7 protein-coding genes, 1 tRNA gene and 3 pseudogenes are annotated in these 12,386 nt (G+C 33.7%); 8 read left to right on the forward strand and 3 right to left on the reverse strand.

The window, feature by feature from the left end; all coding sequences use genetic code 11:
• Positions 1-41: 41 nt before the first annotated feature.
• The 4 genes and pseudogenes from P3F56_RS04415 to P3F56_RS04430 all read left to right on the forward strand — a co-directional run bounded on the left by P3F56_RS04415 (position 42) and on the right by P3F56_RS04430 (position 4,817).
• Positions 42-323 (forward strand): hypothetical protein, encoded by a 282-nt coding sequence (locus P3F56_RS04415; RefSeq protein ID WP_119259985.1) that lies wholly within the window; start codon positions 42-44, stop codon positions 321-323.
• 218 nt (positions 324-541) lie between these two features.
• Positions 542-2,638 (forward strand): annotated as a pseudogene (locus P3F56_RS04420) (hydantoinase/oxoprolinase family protein).
• Between the two features lie 198 nt (positions 2,639-2,836).
• Positions 2,837-4,383: pseudogene (locus P3F56_RS04425) on the forward strand (hydantoinase B/oxoprolinase family protein).
• 92 nt (positions 4,384-4,475) lie between these two features.
• Entirely contained in the window at positions 4,476-4,817 is a 342-nt protein-coding gene (locus tag P3F56_RS04430; RefSeq protein ID WP_281153566.1) for a histidine triad nucleotide-binding protein, read from the forward strand.
• 448 nt (positions 4,818-5,265) lie between these two features.
• Here the strand turns inward: P3F56_RS04430 and P3F56_RS04435 are convergent.
• Positions 5,266-7,002: pseudogene (locus tag P3F56_RS04435) on the reverse strand (ABC1 kinase family protein).
• A 1,446-nt stretch (positions 7,003-8,448) separates the two neighbouring features.
• Here P3F56_RS04435 and P3F56_RS04440 point away from each other — a divergent pair.
• The 4 genes from P3F56_RS04440 (at position 8,449) to P3F56_RS04455 (ending at position 10,289) form a co-directional block, all read left to right on the forward strand.
• Positions 8,449-8,805, forward strand: coding sequence for a HesB/IscA family protein (locus P3F56_RS04440; protein ID WP_281153567.1), 357 nt, complete (start codon positions 8,449-8,451; stop codon positions 8,803-8,805).
• A 121-nt stretch (positions 8,806-8,926) separates the two neighbouring features.
• The gene (locus P3F56_RS04445; RefSeq protein WP_281153568.1) at positions 8,927-9,352 is read left to right on the forward strand and encodes a tetratricopeptide repeat protein; all 426 of its coding nucleotides are present in this window, start codon (positions 8,927-8,929) and stop codon (positions 9,350-9,352) included.
• 1 nt (position 9,353) lies between these two features.
• A complete protein-coding gene (locus tag P3F56_RS04450; RefSeq protein ID WP_281153569.1) occupies positions 9,354-10,229 on the forward strand; it encodes a M48 family metallopeptidase in 876 nt (291 codons plus the stop codon).
• A tRNA-Leu gene (locus P3F56_RS04455) sits at positions 10,208-10,289 on the forward strand. Before P3F56_RS04450 ends, P3F56_RS04455 begins: the two co-directional genes overlap by 22 nt.
• 158 nt (positions 10,290-10,447) lie before the next feature.
• Here the strand turns inward: P3F56_RS04455 and P3F56_RS04460 are convergent.
• Together P3F56_RS04460 and P3F56_RS04465 are read right to left on the reverse strand one after the other, a co-directional pair.
• Complete coding sequence (locus P3F56_RS04460) at positions 10,448-11,656, reverse strand: class I SAM-dependent methyltransferase (protein ID WP_281153570.1); 1,209 nt, start codon at positions 11,654-11,656, stop codon at positions 10,448-10,450.
• 77 nt (positions 11,657-11,733) lie between these two features.
• Positions 11,734-12,087, reverse strand: coding sequence for a hypothetical protein (locus tag P3F56_RS04465; protein WP_281153571.1), 354 nt, complete (start codon positions 12,085-12,087; stop codon positions 11,734-11,736).
• Positions 12,088-12,386 lie beyond the last annotated feature (299 nt).

Consider the following 12,386-nt stretch of genomic DNA (forward strand, 5'->3'; position numbering starts at 1 on the left):
ACTTCAGATCAAAATCACGTAGATTTGCAGCATATACTATTATGATTGAATCATCTGTCACTACCCTTGACGAAATACAGTTGACCCGTGAAGAACGAGTTATCGAAATTCAGAATCTCATAGAAACTCTCCGCATTGCTGATGAAATCTCTAACAGAGGGTACTTAATTACTAGCTCAGAATTAGCTGATTTAATGGATGTTAATGCTAGTGCTGTGACCAGTCGGGGCGATCATTGGTCTTGGCGTAATTGGGTTGTATCACGAGTAAGAAGAGAGGGGAATCAAATTCTCTGGCAACTTGAACGAATTGATTTGGAGTAAGGGCAGATCTTACTCAACATTAAGGACTTAGAAGTAACCAAATCATTATTAATTCCCTAACTATATTTGATTTGACCCCTATTTGATGATTGAAAAAATTAAATTTGCGTCTTAATTACTGAGCGACGGTTTAAACAACCGTTGCTTTCAATCATTTATTGATAACCTTCTATTGATTAGAATATAAATTAGTTGTCTTTATTGAAGCAAATTAATTAATGTTAAAAGTCTTTGTTGATCGAGGTGGAACTTTTACCGATGTAGTTGTGGTAACTGACAATCAAAAAATTATAGATAATATTTCAACACAAGACAAACGGTTTTGTTTCTTTAAAATTTCTAGTACAAAGTGAATTATTTTATATAAAATTCTATCAGAAAATCCGAGTAAATATCAAAATGCTGTTATTCAAGGTATCCGAGATATTATGGGAGTTAATACTTATGAATTGTTAGATACCAAACAACTAGAAGTAATCAAGATGGGTGCCACTGTGGCAACCAATGCTTTACTCGAAAGAAAAGGTACTCACACAGTTTTACTAATTACCAAAGGGTTTAAAGATGCTCTAAGAATTGGCTACCAAAATCGCCCGAATCTTTTTGCACTTAATATAATTTTACCTTCAATGTTATATAAAGATGTTATTGAGGTTGACGAAAGATATGATGTTCAGGGTCATGAATTAAAAGCAATTAGCCATAAAGAAGTATATCAAGATTTAAAACAAGTTTACGACCAAGGAATTAGAAGCTGTGCCATTGTTTTTATGCACAGTTTTCGTTTTCCTTACCATGAAAATCAAGTTAGTCAAATCGCTAAAGAAATTGGCTTTACTCAAGTTTCAGTTTCCCATCAAGTTAGTCCTCTAATGAAACTGGTAGCGAGAGGAGACACTACGGTTGTTGATGCTTATTTATCACCTATTTTACGTCGATATATAGACCGAGTTTTAAGTCAGTTACCTGATGTCAGATTGATGTTTATGAAATCAGATGGAGGATTGGTTGATGCTAATCAATTTCATGGAAAAGACAGTATTCTATCAGGTCCTGCAGGAGGAATTGTTGGGGCAGTTAAAACTAGCTTAAGGGCAGGCTTTAAAAAGATAATTACTTTCGATATGGGGGGAACTTCTACTGATGTTGCTCACTTCAATGGAGAATATGAAAGACAGATTGATAATAAAATTGCGGGGATCAGAATTCGAGTTCCTATGTTAAGTATTCACACGGTGGCTGCTGGTGGTAGTTCTATACTATTTTTTGATGGGTTTAGCTTTCGTGTGGGTCCAGAGTCTGCTGGGGCAAATCCTGGACCTGCTTGTTATCGTCGCGGTGGACCATTAACAGTAACGGATGCTAATGTTATGGTAGGGAAAATTAGTCCTAGTTATTTTCCCGCTATCTTTGGAACTCAAGAAAATTTGCCTTTAGACAGAGAAATTGTTAATCAAAAGTTTACTCAACTGACACAAAAATTTTGTTGTGCTACAGGTAATTTAACTAACCCAGAGAAAGTCGCCGATGGCTTTATTTTAATTGCAGTTCAAAATATGGCCAATGCAATTAAACAAGTATCTCTACAAAAAGGCTTTGATGTTACAAAATACACTCTGACTAGTTTTGGCGGTGCAGGAGGACAAGTTTGCTGTTTAATTGCCGATACTTTAGGTATCACAACAATTTTCCTTCATCCTTATGCAGGAGTTTTAAGTGCTTATGGAATGGGTTTAGCAGATCTTTGTGTGATTCAAGAAAAATCTGTTGAAGAGTTGTTAACTCAAGAATTAGTTTCTCAATTAAATACATTGGGTAATGAGTTAGAAATCGAAGGTAATAATAAACTTAATTCTCAGACTTTAGAAGTAAAAAATAAAGTAAAGAAAAAAGTTAACTTAAAATATCAAGGTACAGACTCAACCTTATTAATTAATCTTTTAGATACGTCAGAAACGATGGTTAAATTATTTGAGGAGGAGCATCAATCGCGCTACGGTTTTATTCAATCAAACAAACCTTTAATTGTAGAATCAATTTCTATCGAAGTAATTCAACAAATGGAAACTCCAGAAGAGCCTTTTATTGATCGTATTCGCCCCCTTAATGAGTCTCCTAAATACTTAGAAATTGTTCAAATATTTACCCATGACAGTTGGCACGATACTCCTATTTATCGACGAGAAGACTTACAACCTCAAGATAATATTAAAGGACCTGCAATTATCGTTGAAAAAATCAGTACCATTATTGTTGAACCTAACTGGAAAGCGATATTAACTGAGTATAATCATCTTATTCTGCAACGATATTAATTTACTGAGTTTAGTTTAAAAATGAGATTTAAATATATAGTTGTATAAGAATTTCTTGGAATCTTTAAATCTAATTTAGAATACTTAAAAAGTATTTATTTTTTATAGTCATTTCTATAACTAATGCTCAGTATATTATAAAAATCAATAAAAGTTCAGTAGAAAAATTTCACTTAAACCTTAGAAACAAATTAAATAATGTGTCATAAATCTCAACCCAATCCTATTTATCTCGAAATTTTTAACAATCTCTATCAGTTCATTGCTGAACAGATGGGAATCACCCTACGAAATACAGCATCTTCAGTAAATATCAAAGAACGTCTTGATTTTTCTTGTGCAATCTTTAATAAACAAGGGTTATTGGTAGCTCATGCGCCCCATATTCCCGTGCATTTAGGAAGTATGAGTGAAAGTGTCAAAAGCTTAATTAAAGACAAAGAAAATTACTTTAAATTTGGCGATGTTTATATTTCTAATAACCCCTATAATGGAGGAACTCATTAACCTGATGTAACCGTTATAACACCTGTCTTTGCAAATTCTAATACTCCTAAACTTATCTTTTATGTAGCGTCCCGTGGTCATCAAGCGGATATTGGGGGAATTACTCCAGGATCAATGCCTCCTCATTCTAAATCCATCTTAGAAGAAGGGATTTTATTTGATAATTGTCTTTTAGTGGAATCAGGAATTTTTAAAGAAGAAGATATTAGAAATATTTTACGGAATAATCCCTATCCTGCGCGCAATCCGGAACAAAATATTATGGACTTTAAGTCCCAAATTGCAGCTAATAAAACAGGGGTAAAAGAATTACATCACATGATTGAACAATATGGACTCGATACCGTCCATAATTATATGGAGTTTGTTCAAGATAATGCCGAAGAATGTGTTAGGAAAGCAATTGTAATTTTGAAAGATGGAGATTTTACCTATACCTTGGATCAAGGGTCAAAAATTAAAGTAAAAGTCAAAATAGACCAAGAAAGTCGTTGTGCAACTATTGATTTTACTGGAACTTCTATCCAAAAAAATGATAATTTTAATGCCCCAAAATCAGTTACTCAGGCAGCTATTCTATATGTTTTTAGAACTTTAGTAAAAGATAATATTCCGCTCAATAATGGATGCCTAAAACCACTTAATTTAATCATTCCTGAAGGTTGTCTATTAAACCCAAATTATCCAGCTGGAGTTGTTGCTGGAAATGTGGAGACTTCTCAATCAATTGTTGATGCTTTATATGGTGCATTGAAAGTCCTAGCAGCTTCCCAAGGAACGATGAACAACTTCACCTTTGGTAACGAGAAATATCAGTATTATGAAACAATCTGTGGAGGATCTGGAGCGGGTTATAATTTTGATGGAACCGATGCTGTTCATACCCATATGACTAACTCTTGTTTAACTGATCCAGAAGTTTTAGAATGGCGATTTCCTGTCATATTAGAAGATTTTAGGATTTGCCCTAATAGTGGTGGTCAAGGATTATATAAAGGGGTAATGGGGTAATTCGTCGTCTAAAATTTTTAGAATCAATGACAGCCACTATTCTATCGAGTCATCGTATTATTCCTCCCTTTGGTTTACTAGGAGGAAAACCAGGAATAGTGGGTAAAAACTATGTAATTAGAAAAAATGGAATACTTGAAGAATTAGCTGGTACAGCCATGACTGAAATGAACCCAGAAGAAATTTTTGTTATTGAAACCCCTGGAGGAGGTGGATATGGAAATTAAGAATTGAGAATATAGAATAACAAATTTTTATTATTAAAATAATTTAAGTAGATAAAATGGTAAAATACTAAACCAATTTAGCTGGCTTTCTTATGAGTGAAACAATTTTTGCCAAAATTATTTGTAAAGAAATTCCTGCGGACATTGTCTATGAAGATGATATATCCTTAGCGTTTAAAGATATTAATCCCCAAGCACCTGTTCATATTCTAGTTATTCCCAAAAAGCCAATTGCTAACTTAGAGGAAGGAACTGAAGAGGACAAAACTTTATTAGGACATTTATTACTAATAGTTAAAAAAATAGCTATAGAAATGGGATTAGATAATGGCTATCGAGTCGTCATTAATAATGGTAATGATGGTGGGCAGACAGTCAATCATCTACACTTACATATTCTAGGAAAACGTCAGATGACCTGGCCACCAGGTTGATTCCAAATCAAAGCAATTTCTCAAGTAGGGTGGGTATTATCCACCCTACTTGGGAAATTGTAATGCGTTCAAATCGATTGCTTTAGAACTGTTAGTCTTTAATCGTTGTAAGACTTTTTTAAATTAAATTTAAACTAAAGCAGCGATAAAAACAGTTAGCGGCAAGAAGAGACTATAGCATATCCAAAGATTAAAAAGAAATATTTCTAGCTTAGATACGAAAAATACCCAAATTTATACCTAAATTTCTAAAAACTGTAGATAAAATACTTAATTATTAAGTATTTTATCTACAGTTTTTTTTAACCATTTTTTACCTGAGACTTAATGGTTGCTTCAAAAGCAATACCATAAGCTAATCCAATAAACAAACCAGCAAAGATCAAAAAATAAGGCAGTTTAGGTACATAATACAAAAAGAACAGTCAGTAATTATTTTTTTTAGCAATTAATAATCATCAATCCAGCTTATTTTTACATTGCCAGAAGGAATAGCGACAACGCCCACATTAGCTAATTTTAAAAAGTTTAAGAGCAGTATCGAGTAAATTTTAAGGCTTTAAATCATCATTTAAATAATTCCAAAATGCGTTGCACTTTCTCTATATGTAGCTGGTCATCTTCAGTTATTATTAATAATAATTAATGGCGTAAATAGCATCCTTCATCCGAAAAAATAAATTAAAATCCTAATTGTCCCATTGGCAGCAAATCTGGTTATTCATCAGGACTAGTGATAACAATCATATTTTCTAATAATTGCCATTGGCATTTACTATTTTTAAAAATAATTTCCGATAACTGCCGATACAGTTGGAGATATTCTTCCGTTAATAATCTTCGGAAAACAGGAGGATCAACCACTTAAATAATTTTGAAATCATCCACGAAGACTTAAGGCTAACTCTTCGTGGATGATTAAAGACCGAATAATCAAGGCAAATTTAGCCGGAACTCAGAAAGGATATTAATATACTAAAATCTAAAAATTATCAGTAATAGTTTTGAAGTTCAAATTACCTATACTTTGATTGACCAATTGCATTGTCTAGAACCTTTTCCAAAGCTAGAATAATTAGCGTAATATCCGTATTAGGAGTTAAAAACCCTAGAGGAAGAAAGTATTTAGCCCAGGCATTGTAATCCCAATTTATTAAATTAACCACAAAACTTGCAATAGTTTCTTTAGTCTCTTTGAGCCATTATGCCAAAGTCAATAAATGCTATGCGTCTATCAAAGGTAGCAAATAAATTCTTTGGATAAAGATCGGCATAAAAAAACATGTTCTAGAAGTTGGAGTGACCCTGATACTACCCCAATTTTAACAATGACATAAGGATTAAGCTCGGTTGTTTTATTTTTTTTGTGTCTGTCACTTTAACCCATTGATCCAATCTAGAGTAAAAACTTATTTATTAGTATTTTGCCAATAAATACAGATAATTTTGATATCAAGGTCATTGCCAAAATTCAAGAAAAATTTTTTGGCTTTTTTCCTTCATTTATGTACTCAATCTTTTGAAAAAACTTAACGCCAAATTTATCAACAATTGAGCTGAGATCTTAATCTGAATTAATGGTAAACTACCGAAAAAACTGACAGGTAGCCCATCGGATTAAAAAGAGATCGCAGGTGAAGGTAGAATGTAAATTAGTCTGTTGTACTTTAACAGTTACTTCTTCTCCCGTTTGTAGAACTGGCTAATAAACTTATCCTAAACTAGCTGTAACTACGGTAGAAGGAGAAATTACTCGGTAAGCTTCACCTATAGTACGACCTAGGCATTTTGCAATAATGACAAAAGCTTCCTCATTTTTGTAAAAATAAAGTTGATCTTGGAATTTGATTAATTCTTCGAGCAAATCTGGACGAATTAAATCTGGTCTAGTTGAGAGTGCCTGACCTACTTTAATAGAGGTCGAGCCAAGATAGGTGAGAATTTATTGTAATTCCCTAGCATATTTCTGTTTATTAAGTTGATCATCATGGAACCATTGTTTCCACTGGGGATGGATGAGAAATCAGACAAACAACCAGATGATGATTATAGCTCGCTGAATGACCTCCCAAGGTCAGACGCAATAATAGTCTGCGATTATATTGGGAGCATAACGCCGGATCTGTTTAATATCTGAACTTGAATCAGATGAATGTTGTTGCTGCCAACTATAAGCTGGATTTATATTTTTTAACTTAAACTCTAAATAAAATAGAGGTTTAAAAATTGCATATAAAAATCCAAATATTTTAAATCTTGATTATTGTTGATCTGTTGATCTTTGTAATTTGTATGATATAAATCAATATAGAGTGTAAAGTCTTATTTATGACGACAAATCTATCTAACTTCTAGCAAAAAACTCTTGGGTAATTACTTTATATGTTTCTTCTAAACTGTTGATAGTTTATTGTTACTATTGTCAATTCTACATTTTTTAATATACGAATAAACATTACTCAACTTCACTGAAAAAGTTAGACTATTTTGAACTCCTTTAAATATGAATTATGCCAAATATATTTTTAATTTATCTTAAATAAAGAGAAATTTTGATTGTCAAGAATTAGCTCTAAAAAATTGTGTATTACGTCTGGATTAAAATCCGCTAAATTTGACACAAGAATAATTAAATTTATCAAAAAAATACATCTAATAACAACTTAGCTTCATAGTAATTTAAGTACAAAAAAGTATACTTAGAATAATTTAATAGTCATTAAAATATGTACCTTAGCTTAAAAAATACCTATTTAATTATTAATTAATATTGCACTAATTTTAATTAAGATAAAAACAGATTTACAGACAATTAAAATTTCTAACAAATAAGAAGTAATGAACTCCAAAAAATAAATAGAAGACAAAAATAATATTTTTTATTAATAGATAGTAGGGCAGCTAAATACTTGAATTAAATAGTTTTGTATCAAAATAAAAAAATCAGCATTTGCCTTGAAAAAATATAAAAAAAATGAGTATTTATTAAACTTATGACCTAAAGCAATAGCAAATATATTTTATTGCATAAAATAATTAAATACTCAATTGGACAGTCAAAGAAAAACTATCAAGCGAGAAGCTAAACAACTTAAAAAGTTTAGTTAAAAACAAAAGACTATGTCTCTGTTAAATAAGAGTAAGTACGTGTTACGTTTCTAAAACGATCTGAACAAAGAACAAGTAAATAGTAAAATTAAATCAGGTGGACAAAACTCTGGTTTATTTCTTTTGCTTAAGCTCTTTTATGCCTAAGTTCTTTTAAACGACTAAATGTGTGATAAGTAAACGAGTTTCTGAGAAAAAGAAAGTATTCTCGAACATGTATTCAATCTTGTTTTTAGGGAACTGGATATGTAAAAAATCACTAAACCTCTTTTTCTAAATCAAGTCAAGGAGAAAGATTAGAACTTTCCTCCGATGAATGACAGTAAAGATGAATGGCAGTAAACTCTAAATTAGACAGATTTAACAGTTAATGTGACCGACCGTAACTTAAAGTAGCAATTAGTCAATTAATTCAAAAGTCATCGAAACTAGCACCAAACTTAGGACAATAAATCGTTATTCTCGTTATTATAGAGACTGGAAAGCTTGTAGAACTTATAGCTTTTAGGAGTCACCATCACCGATGACACAAGCCACTCAAACCCAATCCAAAGGAATTCAACTTACAGAAACTGCTCTAAAGCATGTTCTGATGTTGCGCGAACAACAAGGGACAGACCTTTGTTTGCGCGTCGGCGTCCGTCAAGGAGGATGTTCAGGAATGTCCTATATGATGGATTTTGAAGACGAAAGCAAAATTACTGAACACGATGAAGTGTTTGATTACGAAGGATTTAAAATTGTCTGTGATGGCAAAAGCATCCTCTACCTATATGGACTTGTTCTCGACTATAGTAATGCCATGATTGGTGGTGGGTTTCAATTTACTAACCCCAATGCCAGTCAGACCTGTGGTTGCGGCACCTCTTTTGCAGTTTAAAAACATCGCCTTTTAGACGTTGTTTCTTTAACGAGGAAGAGATCGGGACAGACCAAAAGTGTCTGTCTCGGTTCTTCCCTAGTATTTATACTATCCATAAATTTATCTACCATAAATTTTGATGACTGACTCTCTTGAAACTGCTTTTGAACAAGGATTGGAACGTTATAAGCAAGGGGAATCTCCCGAAACGCTAATCCCTTGTTTTAAACATATTTGTGATCGCGCGCCAAAAAACAGCACCGCCTGGACCTGTTTAGCTTGGCTTTACCTTCTCGTTGATAGACCTCAAAGCGCTCTCAAAGCCGCTAACAAAAGTATTAAAATAGATGACAGGCCTCCCCAAGCAAGGATCAACTTAGCCCTCGCCATGCTAGACATTGGAGCTAAAGGGGTTCGTGGTCATATTGAAGCGGCTAAACGAATGATCTCTCTCGATGAGGGCATTCGTCAAGATATTAGAGAAAATATTGAAGATGGCTTAACCCGTAAACCTGACTGGAAAAATCTACAACGAGTTAAAAATTGGTTGTTTCCTATAGAATAATATGGATTTATCAAAAAATCTTTTAATTGGTCTGAAAGCCGACGATTTCCGTCATCCCCTCGATCTACAAGCTACCACTGCCCTCAAACAACTCCCTGGACTCGACATAGTAGTACGCAATTTACTGGGGTCAGTGGCTGAACAGTTTTTTTACCTGAATAACATTGCTTCAAGTGTTCGTGTCAGTGATAGGCAACTTCCTGCTCTCCACAATCTGTTGATAGAAGCTTGTCGTATCCTTGATTTAGAACCGCCTCAACTCTACATACAACAAAATTCCGTTCCTAACGCTTATACCTTTGCCATGCAAGGAAAACAGCCTTTTATGGTAATTCACACTTCTTTGATTGAAATTTTGACCCTTGAAGAAATTCAAGGGGTGATGGCCCATGAATTAGGACACCTCAAGTGTGAGCATGGGGTTTATTTGACCTTGGCTAACATTATGGTGTTGGCGGCAAAGTTATTGCCTAATTGGGGAGTAGCTATTGCTCAATTTTTACAAAGTCAGATTTTGGAATGGTTGCGCTGTGCAGAATTTAGTTGTGATCGCGCCGCTTTGTTAGCAACTCAAAACCCTAAAGTGGTGATGTCAGTGTTAATGAAATTGGCTGGTGGCTCTCCGACTATTGCCCCTCAATTAAATCTAGATGCGTTTATTGAACAAGCCAGAGACTATGAAGGCATTAACGATACCTTTTTAGGAGAAATGCTCAAAAAGGCGCAAACTGAGCAACTAACCCATCCTGTACCCGTATTACGGGCCAAAGAGCTCGATCGTTGGGCGAGTTCCCATGAATATCAGCAATTGTTAGAAACTGGTAAAACACAGTATAATCGGAAGTATAGTTCCAAGGGCGGATGGCGAAATTGGTAGACGCACCACACTCAAAATGTGGCGACTTCGGTTGTGGGGGTTCGAGTCCCCCTCTGCCCACTCAGAGGTTAAGAGAATTATGAACTTAAATCCTAAAGGGTTTAACTGTGCGATTAGGTTAGGTTAAGTTTAAGTTAGGGAAGAGGTTGATTTCGATAGGGGAGTAAAGGGTAATAAGTTTTCACCCGCACTATTATCTATCGAGTTATGCTTTGTAATTAAACTTCAGAAGGATTGACGGGAAAATAGAACTCCGTTCCTTGGTCAATAAGGTGTTGATTGTTTGCCAAAATCTCTTTTTTGAAGTTCCAGGCTAACACATAGTAAATATCAGGGAGTTCTGTTAATTCTTTCTCTAGGATAAGGGGAATATGCATTCCTGGGGAGTAGAGTCCTCGTCGTAGCTCGTTCTTTTCAACTAAATAATCAAGATATTGGGTTCCAATTCCAAAGTAATTTAACATAGTGTTTCCTTTAACCGGTGCGCCAAATCCCCAGACTCGCTTACCTTCTTTTTTAGCTTTTTCAAGATAAGTTAAGTTATCTACTTTCATTTGTTCGATGCGCTTAGCAAAATCTAAATAGGTAGATAATTCATTACTTTTTTCATTCACTTCTGCTTTCCTCATTTCGAGGAGGCGATCACTGGGTTTTTTAGTTCCTTCATGAGTGACAAATCCGATAATTGAACCGCCGTGAATAGGAGATAAATAAGCATCAAACATGGAGAGTCCATGACGGTTAAGTAATACTTCAATAGTGTTGAGATTATAGTAAAGTAAATGTTCGTGATAAATCTGATCAAAAGCTAGATTATCAATAATACGTTTCATATAGAGAAACTGCACGATAAACACCCCATCTTCATGTAATGCTTCTCGAATTCCTTCAGTAACTGAATGGAGTTCCTCAAGATGGAAAAATACCCCGGCTGCGTTAATAGCATGAAACTTACGATCAAGACGTTTAACCACTTCTAAATTAAAGAAATCATTGAGGGTAGGAACTTCTGCATTATTAGCAATTTTAGCTGTAGTTTTCGATGATTCTACTCCTAGAACATCATAACCAAGAGTTTGAAAATGTTTTAATTGTGTCCCATCATTAGAACCAATATCTAAGACGGATTTGTTAGGAGTTTTTTTAAAAAAGCGACTATCAACTTCATAAGCAACTTTTCTAAAGTGTTCACTTAAGGACTTTGTTACTCCAGATAAATAAGTATGATTTCCAAACATGATTTCTTTTTTAACGGTGTAATCAAGTTGGACGGTTCCACAGTCATGACAATAGAGAACTCGTAAGGGGTAGAAGGGTTCTGTTCCGACTTCTTCAGATTTTAAAAAATGATTACACCAAGGTTGATTTCCTAAGTCAATCGCTAATTCTAAATTACTAGAGTCACAGACACGACAGATAGTATTCAAGTTAGTTTTCTCTCCTAAGTTAATCTAGTAAACAATGATAGTTTATATTAAAGGTTGGCAACTAAGTTAATCAACAACTAAATTATTTTTTTGTATATTAATTTTATCCACTTTTGATAACTTTTCTCTATATGAGAGAACCATAAATAACTTACTCCTAGCCAAAGATTTCTATCTTTTTTCCAGTTTTGGATGTTTGAAGAAACGCCGTTTCTAATTAAGAAAAAAATGGATCTACCTGAAACCAAGATTTTAACTAGATTAGCAGCTATTAATAAATAGACGCCTAATATACCTTGTTCGTTCCAATACCAATTCTTAAACTCATTACTGTAATCGCAACAAAGCATAATATCATGGATTTCAATAACTACACTAGACTTTAGCATAGGTAAAATACTCATCATAAAAACGGCAAGATCAGAGTTCATAAAAGAGCGGTGACTACCATCGATAAAGAGAAAATTTATTAATTTTTTGGGGTAAAAATAGATAAGTCACAAGTTTTTAAGCCTTTACGGACCCCTGATTACAGACAATATCAACTTCTACATGGATATTAAGATCAATGGAGAAAATTGAGGTCTCTAAATTATGATCATTAATGAATCCAGCAGTAAATAATATACTAAATTAGCATCAAAAGCATTGGTTTTACAATGCTTATCGAAGTTATTATAATAAATTTTACTTATCCTCTAAATGAGGAGGATAGGTATAACTCCAACAA

Origin of the sequence: cyanobacterium endosymbiont of Epithemia clementina EcSB (assembly GCF_029919255.1) — a bacterium.
Classification (GTDB): domain Bacteria; phylum Cyanobacteriota; class Cyanobacteriia; order Cyanobacteriales; family Microcystaceae; genus Rippkaea.